This is a genomic window from Amycolatopsis bartoniae (assembly GCF_014191255.1).
GTDB classification, from domain to species: Bacteria; Actinomycetota; Actinomycetes; order Mycobacteriales; family Pseudonocardiaceae; genus Amycolatopsis_E; species Amycolatopsis_E bartoniae.
Genome location: NZ_JACHWH010000021.1, coordinates 12,214 through 35,740, shown reverse-complemented (window position 1 = coordinate 35,740; position 23,527 = coordinate 12,214). Strand labels below are relative to the sequence as shown.

21 protein-coding genes are annotated in these 23,527 nt (G+C 68.4%); 4 read left to right on the top strand and 17 right to left on the bottom strand.

Annotated features, from left to right (window positions below):
* Both FHX82_RS36255 and FHX82_RS36250 read right to left on the bottom strand, forming a co-directional pair.
* A partial coding sequence (locus tag FHX82_RS36255; protein ID WP_183177071.1) for an alpha/beta hydrolase family protein occupies nucleotides 1-590 on the bottom strand: 590 nt, incomplete at its 3' end.
* On the bottom strand, nucleotides 574-1,605 hold the full coding sequence (locus tag FHX82_RS36250; protein WP_183177070.1) for an LLM class flavin-dependent oxidoreductase: 1,032 nt from the start codon (nucleotides 1,603-1,605) through the stop codon (nucleotides 574-576). The genes FHX82_RS36255 and FHX82_RS36250, both read right to left, overlap by 17 nt.
* A gap of 219 nt (nucleotides 1,606-1,824) precedes the next feature.
* Here FHX82_RS36250 and FHX82_RS36245 point away from each other — a divergent pair, with 219 nt between their 5' ends.
* Nucleotides 1,825-2,301 (top strand): flavin reductase family protein, encoded by a 477-nt coding sequence (locus FHX82_RS36245; RefSeq protein ID WP_145933531.1) that lies wholly within the window; start codon nucleotides 1,825-1,827, stop codon nucleotides 2,299-2,301.
* A 425-nt stretch (nucleotides 2,302-2,726) separates the two neighbouring features.
* Here the strand turns inward: FHX82_RS36245 and FHX82_RS36240 are convergent, their stop codons facing one another.
* The 10 genes from FHX82_RS36240 to FHX82_RS36195 all read right to left on the bottom strand — a co-directional run bounded on the left by FHX82_RS36240 (nucleotide 2,727) and on the right by FHX82_RS36195 (nucleotide 13,975).
* Nucleotides 2,727-4,067: an MFS transporter gene (locus tag FHX82_RS36240; protein WP_145933530.1), complete on the bottom strand. Its 1,341-nt coding sequence runs from the start codon at nucleotides 4,065-4,067 to the stop codon at nucleotides 2,727-2,729.
* Between the two features lie 26 nt (nucleotides 4,068-4,093).
* Nucleotides 4,094-6,100 (bottom strand): CoA-binding protein, encoded by a 2,007-nt coding sequence (locus FHX82_RS36235; RefSeq protein WP_145933529.1) that lies wholly within the window; start codon nucleotides 6,098-6,100, stop codon nucleotides 4,094-4,096.
* A gap of 24 nt (nucleotides 6,101-6,124) precedes the next feature.
* A complete protein-coding gene (locus FHX82_RS36230) occupies nucleotides 6,125-7,612 on the bottom strand; it encodes a CoA-acylating methylmalonate-semialdehyde dehydrogenase (RefSeq protein WP_145933528.1) in 1,488 nt (495 codons plus the stop codon).
* 18 nt (nucleotides 7,613-7,630) lie between these two features.
* Entirely contained in the window at nucleotides 7,631-8,476 is an 846-nt protein-coding gene (locus tag FHX82_RS36225; protein WP_145933527.1) for an enoyl-CoA hydratase/isomerase family protein, read from the bottom strand.
* Nucleotides 8,476-9,318, bottom strand: a complete 843-nt coding sequence (locus FHX82_RS36220; RefSeq protein WP_145933526.1) for an acyl-CoA dehydrogenase family protein — start codon at nucleotides 9,316-9,318, stop codon at nucleotides 8,476-8,478. The genes FHX82_RS36225 and FHX82_RS36220 overlap by 1 nt, the downstream gene beginning before the upstream one ends.
* Nucleotides 9,315-10,376, bottom strand: a complete 1,062-nt coding sequence (locus FHX82_RS36215; protein ID WP_145933525.1) for an acyl-CoA dehydrogenase family protein — start codon at nucleotides 10,374-10,376, stop codon at nucleotides 9,315-9,317. The genes FHX82_RS36220 and FHX82_RS36215 overlap by 4 nt, the downstream gene beginning before the upstream one ends.
* A complete protein-coding gene (locus FHX82_RS36210; protein WP_183177069.1) occupies nucleotides 10,373-11,395 on the bottom strand; it encodes an LLM class flavin-dependent oxidoreductase in 1,023 nt (340 codons plus the stop codon). Before FHX82_RS36210 ends, FHX82_RS36215 begins: the two co-directional genes overlap by 4 nt.
* 19 nt (nucleotides 11,396-11,414) lie before the next feature.
* Nucleotides 11,415-12,389, bottom strand: coding sequence for a cyclase family protein (locus tag FHX82_RS36205; RefSeq protein ID WP_145933523.1), 975 nt, complete (start codon nucleotides 12,387-12,389; stop codon nucleotides 11,415-11,417).
* A 173-nt stretch (nucleotides 12,390-12,562) separates the two neighbouring features.
* Complete coding sequence (locus tag FHX82_RS36200; RefSeq protein WP_145933522.1) at nucleotides 12,563-13,216, bottom strand: TetR/AcrR family transcriptional regulator; 654 nt, start codon at nucleotides 13,214-13,216, stop codon at nucleotides 12,563-12,565.
* 132 nt (nucleotides 13,217-13,348) lie between these two features.
* Complete coding sequence (locus tag FHX82_RS36195; RefSeq protein WP_221216979.1) at nucleotides 13,349-13,975, bottom strand: TetR/AcrR family transcriptional regulator; 627 nt, start codon at nucleotides 13,973-13,975, stop codon at nucleotides 13,349-13,351.
* Nucleotides 13,976-14,262: 287 nt separating this feature from the next.
* On the opposite strand from FHX82_RS36195, the gene FHX82_RS36190 reads away from it, so the two are divergent.
* Complete coding sequence (locus FHX82_RS36190; protein ID WP_229880255.1) at nucleotides 14,263-15,396, top strand: maleylacetate reductase; 1,134 nt, start codon at nucleotides 14,263-14,265, stop codon at nucleotides 15,394-15,396.
* Nucleotides 15,393-16,274, top strand: a complete 882-nt coding sequence (locus FHX82_RS36185; protein ID WP_229880256.1) for a hydroxyquinol 1,2-dioxygenase — start codon at nucleotides 15,393-15,395, stop codon at nucleotides 16,272-16,274. Before FHX82_RS36190 ends, FHX82_RS36185 begins: the two co-directional genes overlap by 4 nt.
* A gap of 231 nt (nucleotides 16,275-16,505) precedes the next feature.
* On the opposite strand, the gene FHX82_RS36180 is transcribed toward FHX82_RS36185, so the two are convergent.
* Nucleotides 16,506-17,483 carry a sugar phosphate isomerase/epimerase family protein gene (locus FHX82_RS36180; protein WP_145933519.1) on the bottom strand — a complete coding sequence of 326 codons (978 nt, stop codon included), beginning with the start codon at nucleotides 17,481-17,483 and terminating at the stop codon, nucleotides 16,506-16,508.
* Entirely contained in the window at nucleotides 17,483-17,902 is a 420-nt protein-coding gene (locus FHX82_RS36175; RefSeq protein WP_145933518.1) for a C-glycoside deglycosidase beta subunit domain-containing protein, read from the bottom strand. The genes FHX82_RS36180 and FHX82_RS36175 overlap by 1 nt, the downstream gene beginning before the upstream one ends.
* Before the next feature lie 843 nt (nucleotides 17,903-18,745).
* Between FHX82_RS36175 and FHX82_RS36170 the strand changes: the two genes are divergently transcribed.
* Nucleotides 18,746-20,065, top strand: coding sequence for an MFS transporter (locus tag FHX82_RS36170; protein WP_183177068.1), 1,320 nt, complete (start codon nucleotides 18,746-18,748; stop codon nucleotides 20,063-20,065).
* Nucleotides 20,066-20,238: 173 nt separating this feature from the next.
* On the opposite strand, the gene FHX82_RS36165 is transcribed toward FHX82_RS36170, so the two are convergent.
* The 3 genes from FHX82_RS36165 to FHX82_RS36155 are packed head-to-tail and all read right to left on the bottom strand — an operon-like array spanning nucleotide 20,239 to nucleotide 23,491.
* Nucleotides 20,239-21,114 (bottom strand): hydroxyquinol 1,2-dioxygenase, encoded by an 876-nt coding sequence (locus FHX82_RS36165; RefSeq protein WP_229880257.1) that lies wholly within the window; start codon nucleotides 21,112-21,114, stop codon nucleotides 20,239-20,241.
* 3 nt (nucleotides 21,115-21,117) lie between these two features.
* Nucleotides 21,118-22,197, bottom strand: coding sequence for a maleylacetate reductase (locus FHX82_RS36160; protein WP_145933516.1), 1,080 nt, complete (start codon nucleotides 22,195-22,197; stop codon nucleotides 21,118-21,120).
* A complete protein-coding gene (locus FHX82_RS36155; RefSeq protein ID WP_229880258.1) occupies nucleotides 22,181-23,491 on the bottom strand; it encodes an MFS transporter in 1,311 nt (436 codons plus the stop codon). Before FHX82_RS36155 ends, FHX82_RS36160 begins: the two co-directional genes overlap by 17 nt.
* Nucleotides 23,492-23,527: the final 36 nt, after the last annotated feature.

The window sequence follows — 23,527 nt, the reverse complement described above, 5'->3', positions numbered from 1 at the left end:
CGGACGAGCCCGGGCCGTTCGTCCGCCATCAGCCAGCCGGACGGACCGCCGGCGGAATTGGTCATCACGATCGACGGCCCGATACGGTCGAGCAGTTCCCCGCCACGCCGGCGCATCACCGCGTGGTCGGCCGCGAGGTCATCGGGAACCGCGACCTGGGACGCGAGCAACTGGGCCAGCACTCCATCCCCGCCCGGCCACTGCGTGTGCGCGCGATTGCCGGCCCCGGAGAAGAGCCGACCGAGGCTCTCCACGGAGGGGGCCAGACCGGACGTGGCGCCGTTCCACCGGACCGGTGAGCGGCCGTGCCCCGGCCGGTCGACGACGTAGACCGCGTACCCCCTCTGGACGAGCAGAGTGCGCCAGCCGGGACGGCCGTCGGGCGTGCCCAGCCAGTCCAGGCCCTGCCCGCCACCGCCGTGGATCAGCACCACCGGGTAAGGCTGGGTCTGTTCCTCCGGTTTCTGGTACTCGACGTAGAGCTGGCTGCCATCGACGACGGTCTGGCCGTCGCGTTGCTCGTAGTTCACCCCCAGCCAGAAGTAGCCCTGGTCGGCGAGGCGGACCGCGGCGTCAGCCGGCTGTGGCATTTCGCTCCTTCAGGACCGGGATCACCTCACGGGCGAACAAGCGCGCTTCCTCGCGGGTGAAGGTTTCGACGAGCACGCGACGGGCACCGGTCGCGTCGATGGTCTCCTGCAGCGCGTCCACGATCTGGGCCGGAGTACCGGAAATCGCCATCGCGGGCCGGTTCTTCTTCTTGTCGACGGCGAACTCGCCGTCGGTCTCGGGGACCACCCGGCGTCCGCCGGCGGTGAACAACGACAGGAACTGCCCGAAGGAATGCACCAGCTTCCCGAGGTTTTCCTCGGCCTGGTCCTCGGTCTCGCCGATGGCCACGAACCGTTCCAGCATCATGTTCCCGCCCGAGCGGGTGTACCCGTGGTCCGCGGCGACCTTGACGTAGTGTTCCAGCGCGTCCCGGTGGTCCTGGTCGCTGCCGAAGTTGCGCATCACGTTCCAGCCGTGCGCACCTGCCAGCCCCATCGTCTCCTTGCTGGCGCCGCCCAGCCACACCGGCAACTTGTCCTGCAAGGGGCGGGTAGCGATCGTGGTGGGCCGCGTGACCGGGAAGAACTTGCCGTCGTAGGTGAAGTCCCGCTCGGTCAGGGCGAGGTTGACGACCTCGAGGCCTTCCACCCATGCCTGCTTGAGTTCCTCATCGGTCAGCTCGCGGCCGACGGCGATCTGCGCCTCACCGGGGATGCCCCGTCCGAGCCCGAGTTCGAACCGGCCGCCGCTCAGCAGGTCCAGCGTCCCGGCCTCCTCCGCGACCCGGATCGGGCTGTACAACGGCAGGACCGTCACCGCGGTGCCCAGCCGGATCCGGTTCGTCCTCATCGCGGCCGCGGCCAGCAGCAGATGCGGAGACGGGCACGTCATCAGCGGGGCGTGGTGCTCGGTCACGGTGATCCCGTCGAACCCGAGTTCCTCGGCGTACACCGCGAAATCGACGAACTCCTCGATCTGGAGACGTTGCCAGCCCGGGTCGTGCACATCCGGTTCGGTTTCGGACGAGTGCAGCCCGACCCCGTAGGTGTGCACGAATTTGAGAGTGCCTGCGTCGTCGCTGAGCGCGCCCATGAGCCCAAACCTCCGAGTGACTAGGGGTGTCGAGATCACGTTAGATCGGAGGCGGTGCGGGGCCGATCCACTCGGCGTCACGACGATCCACTAAGCGACAACGATTTCTTGTCGCTGAGCGGGTAGGACTGTCGTGGAACGGATCACCGCGCGGGCGAGGCTGGGCTAGCGTCGGGCGGCGTGACAGCAGGACTGACCGCCGCTGGGCTGCGCGACGCCTACGGGGCGTTCCCCACCGGCGTGGTCGCGGTGTGCGCGGCCGTCAACGGCACCCCGGTGGGTTTGGCGATGAGCAGTTTCACCACGGTGTCGCTGGCTCCGCCGCTGGTTTCCGTGTGCGTACAGCACACGTCGACGACCTGGCCGGTCCTCGCCGGGCGGCCACGCGTCGGCCTGTCGGTGCTGGGTGCCGGGCAGGGATCGCTCTGCCGCCGTCTCGCGTCGAAGACCGAAGACCGCTTCGCCGGCGTCGGGCTGACCGTGACCGACGACGACGCCGTTCTCCTGGACGGGGCGGCAGCGTGGTTCGAGTGCTCGCCGCACGACGTAATGCGCGCCGGTGACCACGATGTCGTCCTTCTGCGCGTGGAGAAACTCCAGCGCCACCACGGCGTTTCGCCGCTGATCTTCTACAGCGGCGAAACGCGCGACCTGTAGGACCATTCTCAAGACCCGGTAGTTGTGCGGTTGCGGAGCTGGTCAAGGGTGGTGCCGGCCAGGTCGATGGCGCTGCTGGCGATCACGTTTCCGGCCCGGACGAGTTGGCCCGGGCGGACTGCCGGGTGATGGAGAAGCTGGCGCGGTCCGGATCGCTCCCAGGTCGGGTGTCACCGCGTCGGCGATGACCACGTTGCCGTCGATCGCCCACACCACCAGGCCAGACCACCAGGTGCCGCGTGGCCCGAGGATGGCGGCCGGTCCACGCAGCAGGTCGGACAACCAGCGCAACGGGTGCGACCCCTACCCCGGCGGCCGGGGTGGCCCGCCGCGCGGTGGGCGGTCAGGCCCTCGTCAGCAGGAACTCCCATGCCTGTTGCAGAGGTTGACACCCCGCCCAGCGCGTCAACGACAGGGGCTTGGGCCTATTCCTCGGTCAGATCGCGTCCGCGGGTCTCCTTCGCCAGCACCGCCGCGACCACGCTGGCCACGCAGCACAGGGCCATGAATCCGGAGAACAGCACGTTGTTCGGGGCACCGCCGCTCAGCGCGAGCAGCGACGCGGCGATCGCGGGGCCGAATCCGCCGCCGACGACGCCGCCGACGTGGTAGGCGAATGACGTTCCCGTGTAACGGGTTTTCACACCGAACAGCTCGGCGAGGAAGCTGGACTGCACGCCGTAGACGACGGGGTGGACCGCGGTGAAGATCAGGTAACCGATGACGAGCCACCGCACGCTTCCGGTGTTGACCAGCCAGAACGTGACGAACGAGGCGATCCCGGTGAGCGCGGCGCCCAGAATGTAGACCTTCTTGCGGCCGATCGACTCCGACCACATCGCCGCCAGCGGCAAGATCGGCAGAGACAGCAAGGCGGTAGCCGAGGCGACGCCGAGCGCGGTCGAACGGCTGAACCCCACCTCGACGGCGTAGGCCGGGCCGAAGGAGTTGAGGATCGTCTTGGCCGTGTACGGGCCGATCACGAGCAGAATGCCGATCCCGAGCGTGCCGGGGTGCTTGCGGAACACCTCGATGATAGGCAGACGTTCCTTCTCCTTCGCCTGCCGCCGCTTCTCCTGCACCGCCTTGAAGATGGGGCTCTCGTCGATGCCGAGCCGGATCCAGATCGCCACCGCCACGAGCACACTGGACGCGAGGAACGGGATGCGCCACGCCCAGCCGAACAACGCCGCGTCGTCGAAGTACCCGGTGAGCGCGGCAAAAGCCGCCGTCGCCAGTGCGATTCCCAGCCCGACGCCGATCTGCGGCACACTGGCCGCGACGGCTCGCCACCGGCTCGCGGAGTAGTGCTCCAGCGACATGAGCACGGCACCACCCCACTCGCCCCCGCCGGCGAGACCCTGCAGCAGGCGCAGCAACGTCAACAGGATCGGTGCGGCAATCCCCACAGCCGCGTACGTCGGAAGCAGGCCGACCGCGACCGTGGAGATGCCCATCAGCCAGACGCTGGACACCAGCACGCGTTTGCGGCCGAACTTGTCGCCGAAGTGTCCGTAGAGGATTCCGCCGAGCGGCCGGACGATGAATCCCGCGCCGAGCGTGCCGAACGCGGCGATCGTACCGACCACGGAGGACAGGCTCGGGAAGAACAGCTTGTTGAACACCACGGCCGCCGCGGAGCCGTAGAGGTAGTAGTCGAACCATTCGATGGTGGTACCGAGGAAGCCGGCCCACAGCACGCGCCTGCGCGCGCGTTTCGACGTGGTGGGGACGATTTGCTCGACGGGCTGGACAACGTCGTCCATGACAGCGCCTCTTCTCCGGTGGAGTGTCAGGGGATGGCTACCGCGTCCAGCACCGAAGCACCACCGGGGTGCAGCCGGACGGGATTCAGCTCCAAAGTGGACCAGTCGTGCCCAGCGAAGAACTCGAGGAGACCGTCGAGCAGGACGTGCAATCGTTCTTCGCCGGTCAGTCCAAGGCTCCGCAGTGCGTGCTCGATCTCGGTGCGGTCGGCGGGTACGCCGAGGAACCGGACCGCGTTCCGTTCTTCCACGTCCGTGCCACCGCGCCCAAGGGCGAGCACGGTGCCCATCGGCTGCCTGGTGATGCTGACGAACAGGTCCGTGCCTTCCGAAGCCAGTTCTTCGACCAGGATCGCGGTGAGGTCGAGCCCGGCCGCGGCGGCCGTCCCGACGAGCCGGTCCCGCGCGGCGATGAGCCCGGCTGCGTCGTCGATCGGCAGCACGACGAGACCGGCCGCGGACTTGTGCAGAACACCAGGGCTCATTCCCTTGGCCACCACGGGAAACCGGTCGATTTCCGGCACCTCACCGGCCGGTTCGAAGACCGTCGCGGCGGGAACCGGGAGCCCGGCCTCGCGGAGCAGCTGCTTGATTTCCCACTCGCTCGCCAGGTCCGCGGACGCGGATACCAACGGTTCGGCGACCGCAGCCGGGGGTTGCCGCAGCCAGGCGGCCAGGCCATCGAGAGCGGCGTCCGCCGAGGGTGACACGACGAGCATCGGGTGCTCGCTGCGCCACTGCAGCACAGAAGCCGTACCTGGCGAGTGGGTGAGCTGCGTGGCGATGACCGGTATCCTCCGCGCCTGGGCCGCGGACGCCACGATGGACAGTTGGCCACGATGCTCGACGAGCTCTGTTCCCGGCAGTCCCAGTGACGGCAGGTAAGCACCGACGGCTACCTGCTCGTCGGTGAGCACGGTGTCGAGCGTCTTGCTCAGCAGTCCGGGATCGGACAGCGCCTGCCCGCCGACATCGAGCGGATTGGCCGCGGTCCCGATGGCCGCGAGCAGCGCGTCCTGGGTGCCCGGGGCGAACGGGTCGAGCCGGACACCGTGCGCCTCGGCCAGATCCGCGAAGTTGCCGACCGCTCCCCCGGATGCCGCGACCACACCGACGTTGGTGCCGCGAGGAGGACCTGCGGCGCTTTCCAGCTGCAGCGCGAGAAGCAAACCATCGAGCGTTCGGGCTTCACGGATGTCCAACTGTGCCAGCAGGTCGGCGACCACACGATGGTCGCCCGCCAGCGCACCGGTGTGCGTGGCCGCGGCCTGGCGACCCTGCTCGGACTTGCCGACCTTGACCGCGTACAAGCGTTTACCTTCGCGGCGGGCGAGGTCGACGGCGGCGCGGAACCGACCCCATTCGGGCAGGGTTTCCAGCAGCAGGCCGATGACCTCGACCTCGGGGTCCCGCGCCAGCGCGGCGATCCAGTCGGCCGCGTCGGTACCGTGCGCATTGCCGACGGACACAGCGGCAGCGACACCGACCCCGGCCTCGGCGAGCGCGGCCAGGCTGCCGACCATCAAGCCGCCGCTCTGCATCACCAGCCCGACCGGACCGGGCCGCACGTCCCACGGCATCGGCGCACCGATCGCGCAGAACCCGGACCCGACGCCGTAGGCACCGATCGTGTTCGGTCCGACGACCACGATTCCCGCGTCCCGCGCCGCGGTCAACAGCGCGTCTTCCAACGCGCGGCCGTCATCGCCTGCCTCACCGAAGCCGGTCGACAGCACGACCATGCCGGTCACGCCCGCCGCCGCGGCGTCTGCCGCGATCCCGGGTACCGCCTTCGCCGGAGTGACGACAACCGCGACATCGACCGGAGGCGTATCCCGGAGGCTCGGATAGGACGCGATTCCGTCGACCTCGGCCGCACGCGGGTTGACCGCGTAGATCTCCCCGGCGAAGCCATGCTCACGCAGGTTCCGCAGCACGCGGCGCCCGTAGAAGTTCCGCTCCGACGCACCGACCACCGCGACCGAACGGGGCGCGAGCAGCTTCGTCATCGCATCCGGGCTCAGGGTGTTCATCTGATATTCCTCACGATGGCGTCATCAGGACGAAGTCGGGAAGTGGTAAACGGCCGGCGCGTCGAACCAGCGCTGGGTGATCGCCTTTTCCCTGGTGTAGAAACGAATCCCGTCAGGGCCGTACACCTTGTGCTCGCCGAAGAGGGAGTCGTTCCATCCACCGAAGGAGTAGTAGGCCACCGGCACGGGGATGGGAACGTTCACGCCGATCATGCCGACATGGACACGGCGCCGGAACCGGTGCGCGGCCGCACCGGAACCGGTGAAGATCGCTGTCCCGTTGCCGTAGGGGTTCCGGTTGATCAAGTCGATCGCGTCGTCGAGGGTCTCGGTCCGGACAAGGCAGAGCACCGGGCCGAAGAGCTCTTCGCGGTAGACGTCCGCGGCTTCGGTGACGTGGTCGACAAGAGTGGGGCCGAAAAAGTACCCTTCCCGGTCGATGTCCGTCGTCTCGCGGCCGTCGAGGAGAATCTTGGCGCCCTGACCGGGTGCCGCTGCGACGGCGCGGACAACGCGGTCCCGCGCCTCGGCGCTGATCAACGGTCCTATCTGGCTGCCCGCGGCGTGACCGGGTCCGACGACGACCGCGCGCATCCGCTGCTGCAGGAGATCCGCGAGCTCGTCGGCGCATCCTCCGACGGCGATAGCCACGGAGACGGCCATACATCGCTGTCCCGCTGATCCGCAGGCAGCTGCGGTCAGGTGGTCGGCCGCCGCGGCGAGATCCGCGTCAGGGAGGACGACCGCGTGGTTCTTCGCGCCCCCGAGCGCCTGGACCCGTTTGCCCTCTGCTCCGGCGATCTGCGCGACGTGGCGGGCGGCCGGCGTGGACCCGACGAACGAGACCCCCGCGACATCGGGATGAGTCACCAGGGCTTCGACCGCGGTGCGGTCACCGTGTACGACGTTGAACACCCCGTCCGGCAGGCCGGCTTCCTGCCAGAGCTGTGCCAGCACCAGAGCGGCCGAGGGGACCCGCTCGCTCGGTTTGAGGACCACGGTGTTCCCGGTCGCGATGGCGACCGGGTGTGTCCACAACGGCACCATCGCCGGGAAGTTGAACGGGCTGATGCTCGCGATCACACCCAGTGGCTCGCGCACGGAAAAGGCTTCGACACCGGTACTCACTTCGTCCGAATGGCCCCCGAGCAGGTGAGTCGGCACACCGGCTGCGAACTCGACGACCTCGAGGCCACGCTGGATCTCTCCCCTGGCGTCGTCGAGCGTTTTGCCGTTTTCTTCCGTTATGAGCGCCGCCACGCGGTCGACCGACCGTTCAAGGAGCTCCCGGAAGCGGAACAAGACCCTGGTGCGACGGGAGAGCGATGTCGCAGACCACGACTCGAACGCCCGGCGTGCCGAGTCGACCGCGCGGGCGACTTCGTCCGGCGAGGCCAAGGGCACGTGACGGATCACTTTTCCCCGGGCCGGGTCGGTCACCGGTGCGGTCCGCGCCTGCGCACCGGAATACCGCTCGCCGTCGATCCAGTGCCACAGTGACTCTTCTGGCATGTGTATCTTCCTTCGCTCTCAGAGATATCCGTCGGTGGCGGACTGGCCCGCGACCTCGATCGAACCGCCCTCGTTGAACCAGGCGATCGCGCCCTTGAGCCCGCGCTGCCGGATCTGCTCGGACATCGCCTCGTTCTCCGGGGTGGTGTGGGCGATGGCGTCCCATTCCGCCCCGAACTGGAACGCGGTGCGGAACCCCTGGGTCTCCATGACCCTGTTCAACGCGAGCTTCTTCAGCCGTAGCAACGAGGCCGGCATTCGTGCGATCTTCCTGGCGGTGTCGCGAGCGTCCTCGAGCAGCCGGTCCGCGGGCACCGCGCGATTCGCCCAGCCGAGGTCAGCCGCCTCAGTGCCCGTCATCGAACTACCGGCGATGTAGGACAGTTCGCGTGCCCGCTTCATGCCGGTGAGCCACAGGCTGACGGGGCCGAGGAGCCCACCGCCGAGGGGCACGCTGGGCCAAGCGACAGAGGCGTCTTCGGCAACGATGGTGATGTCCGCGCACACGCACAGCATCGACGCCCCGCCGATGCAGTGGCCATGCACTGCTGCGATCACTGGTTTGTCCAGATCCCACAGCGCGAGCCAGCGGTCGAGGTTGCGCTTCAGCCGGGTCCAGTCGGAGTAGGCGGAACGGTGCGCGGCCGCCTTGTCCCCGGACCGCTGCACGTCGTAACCCACACTGAAGGCCCGGCCTTCGCCGCGCAGGATCACGCAGCGGACTGACTCGTCGCCGGTCAGGTCGTCGATGGTGTCGGAAAAGGCGTCCAGCATCTCGGTGTTGAACGCGTTGAGCTTCTCGGGCCGGTTGAGGAGCAGTTCGGCGACACCGTCGTCTCCGCGCTGCAGTTCGATGAGGGACATCACGGCTTCCTCGTCGTGAGTAGGTCTTCGGTCAGGTCTCGGAGCATGAGGATGTGGCGGGTCCGCAGGTGCGCGCCCAGTTCCCAGGTGATGCCGATCCCGCCGTAGGCCTGGGTGGCGATCTCGGAGGCGAGGACGCAGCGAGCCTGCGCCCAGCGGATCGCACTGGCGTCGCTGTTGTTGGCGGCGATGACGAGCGCGGTGTCCGCCTCGGCGAGCGCCAGCGTCGCGTCGGCCAGCAGGTGTTTCACGGCTTGGAACGCGCCGAGAGGGCGGCCGAACTGGGTCCGCCGCAGCGCGTAGTCCCTGGCGCCCTTGACGAGGACCCGCGCGGCACCGGTGCACTCAGCGGCCCACAGTGTGGCCAGGTGGTGTCGTGTCTCTGCCGTGAGTTCGGTCGCCGGCTCCGCGGTCACCACCACATCGAGGGTGGGCGCGAACTCGTCGGGCTCCCCCGAGACTTTCCCCGAGCCGATCGGAGTAGCGCTGTGTCCGAACGGGACACGGCCCCGGTCCGGCCGCGTCCGGCGCGGGACGACGACAGTGACCGGTTCTTCGCCGGGAGCCAGCGACCGCAGAGCGAGTGTCGTGGTGAGCGCCAGGGGCACAGCGTGAGCGCCGATGACAGCGGCTACCGCGACGAGATCGCGCAGGGACAGCCCGAACCCGCCCTCGTCCTCCGGCACGCCGAGCCGGTCCCACTGTCCCTCTTGGACAGCTGTCCAGTCGACGTCCCGCTCCACATAACGAGTGATGGACTCACCCTTGGTGATGCGGGTGAACAGTTCGTCGAGTGCCCGCGCGGCTTCGGTGCCGTCTGCGCTCGGGGCGATGTCCGTCATCGCGGCAGCCCCAGCAAGCGCTCGCCGATCATGTTCCGCTGGATCTGGGACGTGCCCGAGTAGATGGTGGCCCCTCGGCTTTCCAGATACTGATGCCGCCAGTAGTCCTCGTGCTCCGGGCAGCTCAGTGACACCCCGAATCCCGCGAGGTCCTGCCAGGTTTGGCTCCACAACAGTTTGAACACCGCGTTCACCTCAGCCTTCCGCGGTTCTCCCGGTTCCAGCGCGCGGAGCGCGTGCCATCGGATGAGCTCAACCCTCGTGCGCAATTCGCTGACCCGCGGGTCCTCCGGGGCGCAACATCGTTCGAGCCGTTGAACACCGCCGACGTAACTCACGTAGCGGGTGATGGCATCAGCCGGACCGCGTTCCTCGGTCAGCACGGCCATCGCCATCTTCCATCCGTCGTGCTCGCCGCCGACGCGCGACCGTTCGTGCACGACAGCGTCGGTGAAGTACAGCTCGGAAAATCGCGACCCGCCGGTGATCTGCCGGATCGGGCGAACCTCGACTCCGGGCTGACGCATGTCCAGCAGGAACATGCCGAGGTTGTGGTGACGCCGCTCCGTCGGCGACGTCCTGGCCAGCAGCAGGCAGAGATCGGCGTTGTCGCCGAACGAGGTCCAGATCTTGTGGCCGTTGATCCGGTACTCATCGCCTTCCCGGGTGGCGGTCGTCTTGATGTTCGCGAGGTCCGAGCCCGCTTCCGGTTCCGAAAACCCCTGACACCAGATCTCCTCGCCCGACAGGATCGGCGGCAGGAAACGACTCATCTGCTCGTCGGTACCGTGCTTCATCAGCAGCGGCCCGGTCAGCAGGCGCCCGACCCGGCCGTACCCCTCCGGCGCGCCCGCGAGTGCCGCTTCCTCGTGGAAGACGAACTCCTCACGCGGCCCGAGTCCCCGGCCGCCGTGCTGCGTCGGCCATGACAGCCCGGCATATCCGGCTTCGTAAAGCTTGCGATCCCAGTCGCGACGTACCGTGACGTCCTCCCGGTCCAGGTCGGCGGGCACGTTTTCCGCCAGCCATTTCTTCACTTCGGCACGGAAGTCGGTCATGCGCGCGCACCCCCTGGCGCCAGCGCGTCGAGCAACCGTCGGCACGCGTCGACGAATTCATCAGCCGCGAGCCCGATTCCGGCGATCTGGAACACCAGCTCGTGCACGCCGCGTTCGGCGAGGTCGTTCTCCAGCTCGCGGGCCCGCTGGTCGATGTCCGCGGGCGTCCCGGTGAGGCAGAAGTCCTCGACCATCTCGTCTGGCACGTGTGCGGCCAGCTCCTGCCAGGACAACGTGGGCTCGGCGCGGAAGGTGTCGCGAATCGTGGTCACCGTCTTCGCCCAGCGCCCGCCTTCGACGACCGGCGCGTAGCTGGGGGTGGTGAAGTAGAACGCGAGGTTGCGGCGCGCCAGTTCCCTGGCCTCGCCGGCGTCCTCGTGCACTGACGTCACCCGCCACGCCGCGATCTGCGTTTTTTCGCCGAGCGCCGGTCGAGCCACTCGGTCCAGATAGGGGAGGTAGGACACCAGCGGGTGTAACGCGACGCCATCGCAGCTGGCCGCCGAGTCCTGCAGCATCCTCCGATTGACCCCGGAGCCGAACACCTCCAGCGGCGGCAGCTCCTGCAGCTCACCGGACACCAGTGGCGTCGGCACGCTCGCCTGGTAGAACGGCCCGTTGTAGGACAGTCCGCTCTCGGCCGACCACGCGGCACGGAGCAGCCGCACGTAGTCGGCCAGCCGCGGCCCTGGGTGGTCGAAGTCGTGGATGCCGTATCGCCGGGTGCGCATGCCTTTCGTGCCCGCGCCGAGCCCGAGGGAGAATCGGCCGCCGGTCGCAATGTGCGCGTCCGCCGCCGCGGCCGCCATCGCCAGCGGGGCACGCGTGAAGGCGTAGGAGATTCCCGTGGCCACCTTGATTCGCTCCGTGTGCAGGCCCAGCGTGACCGCCCGCACGAGCGCGTCCCGCGGGGTCGACTCGGTGGTCCACAACCGGTGGAACCCCGCGGCCTCCGCCTGACGGGCCACCTCGATCAGCGGCCGGAAAGCGTTGGTGGACAACACCAGCGAACGTTGCACAGCACACTCCTGTTTCAGCTCAGCGGACGGCGACCGGCGCGGCGGGGGACCCTGCGGCGCCCGAGATCGACAGGGGCACGGACAAGAAGAAGAAGCTCCACCTGCCGTCTTCCGCGCAGGCATCGGCGAGCGCGTCGAAGTCGAACAGCTCCCCCAGTGGGATGCCGAGCGCAGCAAGGGCTCTGCGGTGGAGACTGCCTACCGAGGGATCACCGGGCGCCACCTCGACAGCGGGGTTGTCGCACGCGACCGCGGCCACGTGCCAGTCCCACAGCTGCTCCGCCATCTCCTCGCCCGCCGCCAGTCCGGTAGCCGACGGACGACCACCGGCGGCGACCTCTTCCCTGGCTTTCCGGTCCAGCGCCCGGTACTCGCCGATCCATCCGGTACGCACGCACAGCACGTCACCCGGCCGAACCGCCACATCCTGCCAATCCGCGACCCGCCGCAACTCCTCCGCGGAAACGCTCCGGCCCGTGAACGCGGACGGCGGGCTCCCTTGGTGTTCGAGCCATCGGCGCACGTCCAGCAGCACCCCGCGGCCGACGATCCCCGCCTTGGCCCAGTGCTGGATGCCCAGCCGCTCGCCCAGTTCCGGCGGATCCGCGGTCTGCCCGCCGTAGAAGCCGAACTCACGGAACCGCACGTGCCGGAAACCGTCCCACTGCGTCGATCCCTGCGGGTGGAAGGCATCCAGCCGGTCGTCCCAGCCATTCCGTCCGGTCTGGAACTGCTTGTGCTGCAAGGCTTCGCGGCCGTAGAACGGCGGGTCCGGCAGCTCCGCCGGCAGCTGCAGCCCGATCCGCGTCCCGGTGCGGATCTCGGCGGCGGCCGCGGCGACCCTGGCGTCCGTCAGCAGGTTCAGAGTGCCGAGGTCGTCGCCGGGACCGAACACGTCCCAGGCGTGCCGCACGTCGGTGGCGCCTGCCTTGGGCAGCTCGCCGTACTTGGGCAGACCACTGCCGTCCATCGACACCCGTCCAATCCGACTCATTTCTAGGATTTTTCCTAACGACTGTTAGGACGACACTAACAGAGCGTCGGAACCAGTGACAAGAGTTGCTTCCCCGGGCAGCACGGGGAGCGATCCAGCGGGCAGGAGTCATCGCCCGGCGAGACGGGTGGTGTCTTCGCCGTGGCGGGAAGCGGACCGGGAGGCCGCGCCCGTCAGAGCTGCGGCCGGCTCCATTTCGCCGCCAGCTTCGGCGCGAGGATGCCGCGCACCACCTGCTCGGCATAAAGATCCCCGATGTCCTCGGGGGTCAGCTCGCCGTCGTCGTGGTACCACGTCGCGGCGCCACGGCCGATGGCCAGCACGCCGAAGGCCGTGACGGTCACGTCGACCTCCCGGGCGGAACCCGCGTCCACGGCGCGGCCGATGGTGTCGCGGAAGAGGTCTTCGATGCTGCGGCGCAAGGACAGTATCCGGGGCCTCTGCCGGTCGGCGAGCTCGCGGATCTCGGTGAAGACCACCTTGGTCTGGTCGCGATGACGACAGTGTGAGATGACGTTTTCCCGGACCAGGACGTACAACTGGTCCAGCGGGCGGTCGCCGGGAACAGCGGCGACAGCAGCCTCGAGGCGTGCCAGCAGTTCACTGTTGCCGAACTCCATCAGGTCGAACAGCAGCGACTGCTTCGACGCGATGTGCGTATAGAGGCTGGGCACCTCCAGCCCCACCGCCTCCGCGATGTCGCGCAGGCTGGTGCGCGCGTACCCGCGCTCGGCGAAAAGCCGGAGGGCGTGCTGGTAGATCAGGGACTTCGTCTCCCGGCGCGGAGCCCGCGCGGCGACGATCCGGTCGGCGAAGTCCTGGGACACGCACCCTCCCCCTGTCGATTCCGGCCGCACCGCGCGCGCGGTCGCCTTCACCTCGGTCCGCAACCATACCGACCCACTAGCCGAGTGGCAATGAGCGTCGATCCTAACGCCGATATGGTGGAGAGCTGAGCCTCACTCCGCACCGGGGAGGTCCGGTAACTCCCGGGACGCGACGTCCCAGGCTTCGTCGGCCGGCACGCCGACCATGCCGAGCATGGTCTGCGCGAAGGTTTCTTCCACGTGGGCCGCGCTCTCCCTGGACAGGGTGTAGCGGAGGGTTGACAGGAGCGCGCCGAAGACACACGCGGTGGCCAGCTCGATGTCGGGAATGGTGAAGCGGCCGCTGTCCACCCCCTGGCGAAGATCGCGCGCGCAGCGCGGTCCCAGGATCGCAAGGAGCTTCGGGTGGGCCACGCCGAGCCGGACGACGAACCAGCCCCACACCGGATCGGTGACGGCCTGGCGGACCAGATGGCGCAAGGAGAACGAAAACACTTCGGCCGGGTCGGACAGGGACGCGGTGAGTTTGTCGAGCCGCGCACCGACCGACTCGATGGACTCCTCGACCACCGCCTCCACGATGTCGTCGCGCGATCGGAAGTAGTTGTAAAACGTGCCGGCGCCGAGGTCCGCCGCTTCGGTGATCTCCGACAACCCCACACCGTCGACCCCGTGCACGGCCACTAGGTTCTTGGCCGCGGCGATCAGCCGGGCACGCGTCTGTTCGCGGCGCCGCTGCTGCCGCGAGGAGTCCGGCACAGAGGAAGCGGGCACGGCCCCACGCTACGGCAAGCCAACTCCTGGCGCACACTCCTCAAGTGAGCGATTTCTCGACACTGAGGACTTCCTCAATTATGAGTTCTATGTCAGGCTTGTGCGATGTCGCTGCGAAACGCTGCTCGACTGGAGGTCGGTCGCGGCCTCGGGCCGGCGCACGCGGAGTTGGTTCACCAACCCGGTCCGGAGCGACAGCGGGGTGAGTTGATGGCGTTGCCGGGCGAGCCGGGAGCCACCTGATCGGACGGTGCGTACGGATCGACAACGAAGTGACCGCATCCGGCGCGGCAAGCACAAGCACACCTCGACACCGTCCTCGATGGACTCCACCAAGAAGCGAGATCGCGATGGAATTCGACCACGTCACCCTCGGGCAGCGGGTGCGGTTCGGCACCAACCGCGCCGCCGACAACCTCGTCGCAGAAGTTGATCGACTGGGCGCCAAGCGCGTCATGGTCATCGCCTCACGCCACGAAGCGCCCATCGCCGAGGCCGTCACCGCGGGGATCGAAACCGGAGTGTGGCACGACGACGTCGCTCCCCACGTGCCGATCGCGAAAGCGGAGCACGCGCGCTCGGTCGCCGCCGAACACGACGTGGACCTCGTCGTCAGCGTGGGCGGCGGATCCACGACCGGGCTGGCCAAAGCCGTCGCGATGACCACCGGGTTGCCCATCGTCGCCGTGCCGACAACGTACGCGGGCTCGGAAGCCACCAACGTGTGGGGAATCACTGAATCCGCACGCAAAACCACCGGGGTCGACGACAAGGTGTTGCCCACCACCGTGATCTACGACGCGGCCCTCACGCTCTCGTTGCCGGTGGACCTGTCCATCGCGTCCGGGCTCAACGGCATGGCGCACTGCGTCGACTCGATGTGGGCCCCGCGCACAGACCCGATCAACCAGGTGCTCGCCGCCGAAGGCATTCGTGCGCTCGCGGAGGGGCTAGCCGTGATCAAGGCAGATCCGCGGAACTTGACCGGCAGGGAGAACACCCTTTACGGGGCTTATCTTTCCGCCGTCGCGTTCGCCTCCGCCGGCTCCGGGCTGCACCACAAGATCTGCCACGTGCTCGGTGGCGCCTACGACCTGCCGCACGCCCAGACCCACGCCGTCGTGCTGCCCTACGTGCTCGCCTTCAACGCCCAAGCCGCGCCGGAGTCGGAAAAGCGAATCGCCGCGGCCTTCGGTGCCGCCACGGCCGTCGAAGGCCTCAACACCCTGCGAGCCGCGCTCGACGCGCCACGAGCGTTGAAGGACTGCGGCATGGCCGAGGAGAACATCCCTGAGGCAGCCGATCTGATCTTGCCCGTCGTCCCGGACTCCAACCCGCGCACGGTGGACCGGGAAAGCCTCGAAGAGCTGCTGCGCGCCGCGCACGCAGGAAAGGACCAATGGTGAGCATCGAGCAGAGCGCCGTCGAACAGCACATCGTCGAAACCGTGGTCGCTTCGTTCGAGGGCACGCCGGACCCCCGTCTCAAGCAGGTACTGCAGTCGCTGACCCGGCACCTGCACGCGTTCATCCGCGACGTGCGCCTGACCGAGCCGGAGTGGAACGCCGCGATCGAATTCCTCACTCAGGTGGGACACATCACCGACGACAAAAGGCAGGAGTTCGTGCTCCTGTCCGACGTCTTCGGCGCATCCATGCAGACGATCGCAGTCAACAACACGGCCTACAAGAACGCCACCGAAGCCACCGTGTTCGGCCCCTTCTTCGTCGACGACGCACCAGAAATCCCGCTGGGTGGCGACATCGCCGGCAACGCCGAAGGACAGCCGTGCTGGGTCGAGGGCACCGTCACCGACACCGACGGGAACCCCGTGCCCCACGCCCGCATCGACGTATGGGAATGCGACGAGGACGGCTTCTATGACGTCCAGCACCGCGACGGGCGCGTCGGCGGGCGGGCGCGCCTCCACTCCGACGCGAACGGCGAGTACCGGTTCTGGGCACTCACCCCGGTGCCCTACCCCATTCCGCACGACGGCCCGGTCGGCAAACTCCTGCAGTCGGTCGGCAGGTCACCATACCGCGCCTCCCACCTGCACTTCATGGTCGTCGCGAACGGCCTGCGCACTCTGGTCACGCACATCTTCGTGGAAGGCGACAAGCAGATCGAGATCGGTGACAGCGTGTTCGGCGTCAAGGAATCGCTGATCAAGAAGTTCGAGCTGCAGGAAGCGGGCACGGCCACCCCGGACGGCCGCGACCTCGACGGCCGGTCTTGGACGCGGACCCGGTTCGACATCGTTCTCGCACCCGCCGACGTCTGACGTCAGCCGTGGGGGTCGTCCGGGGAGATCTCCACCACGAATTGGGCTCGTCGGGCTCCATGACCCACAACCGGTGGAGGTTCTCCACCATGGTGCGGAACTTTTGACCTGACCACGTGAACCGGCCACGCGAAGAAGCACCGGTCGACACTTCGGGGCAACGGCACACGTTTCCGTGATGACGCATCGCTGGGGCGGCACGCGGAACCCGCGCGCCGCCCCGGCAAGTGGTCAGGCCTGCTTGCCCGCGGCTTCGACGCGGCCGCTGATGAACCGCTGAACCGTGCGGATCTGCTCGAGAGCGTCCAGATCACGATCCCAGTGGTGGCCCTCGTACTCACACGAGATGAACCCGTCGTACCCGCCTGCGACCAGGATCGAGATGATCTCCGGGAAACGCACGGCGGAGTCGGTACCGCTGTCGTCGATCCCGAAGAACTTGCCGTGCACGTGGACTATGTGCGGCAGGATCTCCTTGAGCGCCTCGGGTTCGCCGTGTCCGAAGTAGATCCCACTTTCGATCGCCATGACCTCGCCGAGCTTCCCGCCGCCGAGTTCGGCCACCTCTTCCGCGATCACCCTGGACGAAACCCTGTCCTGCCAGCGCGCGAGAACGTGGTCCACGATCTTGTCCGGCACGCCCTGCTCCCGGAACCGCCGGGCGTAAACTGTCGCCGGCGAGTGGCACATCGTCCCGCAGTCGGGCGTGAACCCCAGGTAGGGCGAGTCTGCACGCTTGACCTGCTCGATCACCGGCTCCAGCGTCTCGACCGTCATCGGTGCATGAATTTCCATGCCCATCTTCACGTCGTACCGCTCGGCGTAGGGCAGCATGTCCTCCAGCACGACGTTGGACAGCGGCATCCGGATCACTTTGAAGCCCAGGCGTGCCGCGGCCCGGATCTGCCTGGCCAAGTAGTCGATCTGCTCGTCCCGTGGCGCGTACTGCCCCTTGAGACGAGACCCGTCGACGTACGCACCATAAGCACTCGGCCGCAGGTCGTGCCGCTCGACCAGCCGGTTGAACCGGGCTTCGAACTCCGGCGAAAGGTCGGGGAAGCCGCGGATCATCTGCGGTCCGACGACTTCGACTCCCTGGCCCGGGCCCAGCGAACCGACGGCGGCCATGCAGTCGTCGAACGAGTAGCGGTACGTGTAGTAGTCAGCGTTGAAGCTGTAGAGAGTGACACCAAGCTTGGGAAGCCCCATCAGAGGTCCCCTCCTTCGAAGCGGACGGAACGCGTGTACTCGGCGGTCTGGGTGAACTCGGGCTCGTCACTCGGATCCGCTCGGTACGGGATGCGCAGCCCGAGGCTGATCGCGACCGTGTGCTCACCGGGCTGCACGCCGTTCTTGTTGGGAATGCGCGCTTCCGCGGTGTCGAGCTGGAACCACCACGTGTTGTCGAGGCTTTGCACCTCGGCGAGTGAATGGAAACCGTCCCCCACACCGATCGTCACGTCGTCCGGAGCGATCGGTGTGCCGTCGATCGCCAGCTCGAGCTCGTTGACACAGGACAGCGGCAGCGCGCGATACCAGGGAAGCCGCAGGTTCAGGGACAGGACGGAGCTACCATCCCGTTCCTTCCGCAGCTCCGCCCTCTCGGGCAACACCAATTCGTCGAACATCTTTGTCCTCCCAAGGATCCGCGGACAGCACGAGAAACGCCTTGCTTCGCCCGAAGCTTATGCTTGATATATGCATAAGTCAACGTCGCCTTGCCACACGCGCGCCGACACTGGCGAGCTAGACCGCGCTTCGCCGCCGCAATACCCTTGACTTACGCGCGAGCAACGCTAAAGTGATCTGCGACTCTCGGGCGGCGGCGCCTACTGGCACAGGGAGGTTCACCGGTGACCCGCCCCCGCGTGCGCCTGAGCGCGCCGGCGGCGAACCACTCGGCCCGGCCCGACGGACCTCGATCCCGGGAACCTCGTGCGGGCCTGCGCGCCATTGATCCTCATAGGCGTGGCGTACTCGGCGGTCGACATCCGGTACGCCGCGGTCGGTATCGCTGATCTGGGTTGTCGCGCGCAGCGAGGTTTCTTGCAAGCCGCGGGTTCCGGTGTTCTTCCAGACGCGGCTCATGTGACTCCACATCGGACTGAAGGTCACACAGCTTCCTGAGCATCCCGTGGAATTCGCCGACGTTGCCTTACCTGGCAGCGTCGCGGCCCACACGGAGATCGACCTTTTGGCCTTCTCCCACGGACTCTCTCGTTCCGCCTCTTGGCACCTGGCCGTGCCATTGCTAGCATCGCCCTAACGCGCGCTAGGCATCTCCTAGTGAGCACTAGGCTCTTCTCGAGTGCCGAGGCATAGCCGAGGACACGCACGACAACGACGTTGAGCTTTCAGTCGACCACATCGCATCGGGAGACATCATGTCCTCTGTTCGACCCGCACTGCCACCGGACGGGAATTCTCCGTCGCTCCGCGCGAGACTGGACCGGCTGCCCGTACGCGGCCCCGTGCTCCTCGTCATCGTGGTGGCCGCGGTCTCCTACGCCTTCGAATTCGCGGACATGCTCGCCCTCGGCTCCGTGTCCGCCCCCGTGCAGAAGGAGCTCGGGATCTCGTTGTCGCAGTTCGGAACCGTGGTGTCGGCCACCTACCTGGGGCTGATGATCGGGGCCTCCAGCGCCGGCTGGATCGCGGACCGGTGGGGCCGCAAGCGCATCTTGATCGCGGGCCACGTGGTGACCGCACTCGCTTCGCTGGCGGCGGCACTGGCGACAGGCCAAGGGAGCCTGCTGATCGCGCGGCTCGCCGGAGGAATCGGCATGGGGACGCTCTACGTGATCGCGTTGACCTATCTGGTCGAACTCGTTCCGTCCCATCGCCGCGGCGCGGCGGTCGCCGGAACGTACTTCGTCGGAAGCCTTGCCGTCACCGGAATCACGGCGTTCGCACGCGTCGTCGTGCCATCCGGCCCGGATGGCTGGCGATTCGTGTTCGGCATCGGGGTGATCGGCATCCTCACCCTCTTCGCGCTCTTCCGTCTCCCCGAATCGCCGACCTGGTTGAAATCGCGGGGGCTACGCGAAGAGGCTGAAGCGGCTGTCGCCAAGCTGGAGCGCGCGGCGACACGCGGTGGCACAGCCCTGCCCGAGCCCGTCGCCACGGTGGAACCCGCGGCACCGGCCGGGCCCGGCAGTCCCGCGACCACCTTCCTGCGAGCGGGCCTGGTGCACCCCCTGGTTCTGCTCATGCTGATCTGGATCGCCCAGACCGCGATCGTGCAACTCATGGCGACGTGGGTACCGACGATCCTGGGACTGCGAGGTTTCTCCGTCGAACGCAGCCTGACCGTCTCGACGCTCCTGACCATCGGCACCCTCGTCGGGTCGCTCGCCGCGACGTTCCTGGCCAAGCGCGTCCAGGGTTTGCGCGCCGCCGTCGTGTTGGCGTCCCTGTGCGCCGTCGCGGGCGGGCTCCTCGGTTTCACCGGCGACGTCACACTGGTCATCCTCTGTGGCTCGGTCCACGCGATCCTTTTCGGAGTGTTCAGTCCGCTGCTCAACCGCATCACCTCCGAGCAGTGGCCGACCGAGCTGCGGGGACGGGGCAGCGGGCTGGCCTACTCCGCGGGCCGGCTGGCGGCCATCGCGCTCCCGCTGACGTTCACCGCGGTGGTGAGCAGCCTTGGCCCCGACGCGTTCGGCTGGGCGCTCATCGTGTTCTGGTCCGTCGTCGTGCTGGGGTGCGCCGCTCTGGCACAGCTGCGCCGGAACCGTCGCGGCAGCCAGGGATCGGCACAGCTGTCTGTCAGGCAACTCGCGAAAGACTGAGCACGGATTTCCGGTCGGTCGGGCGTGAGAGCAGCTCGCCACCCACGCCCGACCGACCGGTCCGCGCTGGGCGTGACGTCCGGATCGGGATCACCTGTCGCAGTAGGTGCGCACGAGCTCGACGGTGCCGTCGTCGTCGCCGAGCGCGCCCATGAGCGGAGGTGATCGCTGTGTCAGGTCGCGTCCGGCAGGACGATGTCGAACCGGGTCCTGGTCCACGTGGCGGTGCCCAGCTCGCGGCCGTCCGGTGTCGGCGCACCGGCCGGCTGCTCGGTGAAGTCCGCGATGAGCGAGTCCCGCACCCCGAACACCGCGTCCCGGTCCAGGTACTCGCCGCCGCGCACGAAGATGTGCGTGATCAGCGTGCGCTTGCCCGGTGCGCTGACCTTGAAGTGCAGGTGCGCGGCGCGCATGTGCGACCGGCCCGTGGCGTCGAGCAGCGCGCCGACCGGGCCGTCGTGCGGAATCGGGTAGGGCACCGGGGTCAGCGCCCAGAACCGGTAGCCACCGTCGGCGTCGCTGAACAGGTGCCCACGGGCGGCGACGCGGTCGTCGCGGTACTGCACGTCGTAGAACCCGTCTTCGTCGCACTCCCAGACTTCCAGGCGGGCGCCGGGAATCGGCTTCCCCGCGGTGTCGGAGACGGTGCCCTCGACCCAGCACGGCTGCCCGGCCGCACCGCCGGAGATGTCGCCGCCCAGCGGGACTTCCGGTGATCCTTCGGTGAAGAACGGGCCGAGCACCGTGGCCTCGGTCGCGTTCGCGTCGGCCTCGTTGTTCATCGAGACCGTCTGCATCGACGCGCCGAACACGTCGGACAGCAGCACGAACTCCTGCCGCTTGTCATCGGTGATGTGACCGGCGGCGGTGAGGAACTCGATGGCGCGGGCCCACTCCTGCTCGGTCAGCCGCACCTCACGCAGAAACGCGTGCAGGTGCCTCGTCAGTGCCTGCATGACGAACTTCAGCCGTGGGTCCCCGGTGCCGTCGAAGGAGGCCAGGACCTCCTGGACCAACGCCTCTTCCCGTGCCTGCTGCGTGTCGCCCACTGCTCAGTTCTCCCTTTCCGTCGACGGGGTTCGTGGATCGGCGCCCTCCCACGCCGCGTGCAGCAAACGCCGCACGTCCCCGGCTGTCACCGCGCGGGGATTGCCCTCCGGTACCGACTCGAGGATCGCGGGCACCACGGGGTCGATGTCACGCTCTTCGAACCCGTAGTCCCGCAACGCCTTCGGCGCGTCGACAGCCTGCCGGAGCCGGTGCAGCCCCTCGATCGCCGACGAGGCGCCGAAGGCCGCGGCGAGGCGTTCCTCGGCTTCGGGTGCCGCGGGCGCGTTGAAGGCGAGCACGTGGGGCAGGACCACGGCGTGGGTCTGGGCGTGCGGGAGGTTGTACCGGCCGCCCAGGACGTGGCAGATCTTGTGGTGCAGCCCGGAACCCGCCGAAGAGAACGCCCGCGCCGACAGGTAGGTCGCGTACAGGGCCTGCTCTCGTCCGGCCAGCCCGGTGGGTTCCGCCGTGATCTTCGGCAGTCCGGCGGCCAGGGCACGTGCTCCCTCGGCCGCCAGGACGCGGTCGATCGGGTCGGCCCGCGGGCCCCACATCGAGTCTACGCAGTGCGCCAGCGCGTTCAGTCCGGACGCGACACTCATCGGCACGGGCAGCGACACCGTCAGCGCGGCGTCGTACACCACCGCGCGGGGCAGGACGCGCGCGTCGGTCCCGGTGGTCTTGCGGCCGTCCTCGGTCAGGCCCCACACGCTGGTCGCCTCCGAACCGGCGTAGGTGGTGGGCACCGCGACGACGGGCAGGCCGGTGGTGAGCGCGACCGCCTTTCCCAGGCCGGTCGTGGAACCCCCGCCCACGGTCACCACGAGGTCCACTCCGCGGTCGCGGGCGGCGTTCCGCGCCCGTTCCGCGACGGCGAGCGGGACGTGCATCGCGACGTCGTCGTGCCGGTGCACCACCGGAAGGCCTGCGGTCACCTCCTCCGCGAGGCGGGCTTCCGGTGGCGCAGCGATCACCATCACCCGCGACGCGCCCAGACGGTCCACCTCCTCCCCCAGCGCGCCTGCCGCTTCCCCGGACGCGAACCGCACCCGCTGCGGCGGACTCTCATGCACGAACCGCATCTGTCCGTTCCTTCCGGTCGTCGTCCGCGCCCCGTGAACGCGGAACGAGGGGAATCGCGACGGCCGCGACGACGGCCGGGATCGCGAACCCGTAGAAACTCCAACCCGCTCCGAGGGTTCCGTTCTGCACAGCGGTCACGAGCAGCCCGCCGTAGGTCGGGCCGATGATGCCGCCGATCCTGCCCACCGCCAGTGCCCAGCCCAGAGCGGTCGCCCGCGCGGCCGGCGGGTAGTGGCCGCCCACGAACGCGTTGACCAGTGTCTGGGTGTTCGCGCCGAAGCCCGCCACCGCCGTCAGGACCAGCAGTGGTCCCGCCGGAGGACGGGACGCCAGCAGCAGCACCGACACCGCGGCCACCAAGAAAGCGCCGGCGACCACCAGCCGCTCCCCGATCCGGTCCGCCAGCGCGCCCGCCGCGATGACGCCGACGACCGCGCCCGCATTGAAGACCAGCAGGAACACCAGCGAGGAGCCCAGTGAGTAGCCGGACCGCCGCATGACCTCCGGCAACCAGGTGTTGAGCCCGTAGACCAGGAGCAGTCCGATCAGGGAAATCAGCCAGAACACCACCGTGCCTCGGAGGTACCGGCGGGAGAACAGGAGCCGGATCGATTCGAGGGCCCGCGGTCGTTCCGCCGCGGTCGCGGCGACGCCGGGCACTTCGATCCGGTAGCGAGCGGCGTAGCGGCGGGCTTCCTCCTCCCGCCCGCGGGCAACCAGGAACGACACCGATTCCGGCAGCAACCAGTACGCCAGCGGCAGAATCAGCACGAGCGGCGCGGCACCGAGGAAGAACATCATCCGGAATCCGCCGGCCGGCAGCACGACGAGGGCGAGCACCGCGGCGAGCACGCCGCCGGCCGAGTAACCCGAGTACATCAGCGCGTTGTGCAGCTGCCGCCGCGCGGACGGCGAGTACTCGATGGTCAGCGCGATGGCCGTCGGTACGACTCCGCCCAGGCCCAGGCCTGTCGCGAAACGCAGCAGACCGAAGACCGCGGGGTTCGGGGCCAGGCCCGTCAGCGGCATCGCCACCGAGAACCAGGCCAGGCAGCTCAGCATGATCCGCCGCCGCCCCAGTACATCGGTCACCGTGCCGGCCACCAGGGCACCGAGCAGCATCCCGACCAGTGCGAGGCTGCCGATCCGCCCGGCCTCGGCCGCGTCCAGTCCCCAGGCCCGGTAGCGCAGCAGGTCCGGCAGCACGCTGCCGAAGGCGATCAGGTCGTAACCGTCGAAGACGATGGTCGCCCAGCAGATGCCCAGAACCCAGTACACACTCCGTGTTCTCACCTCTGTCTCCTCCTGACGGCGTTGTCAGCGGTACCG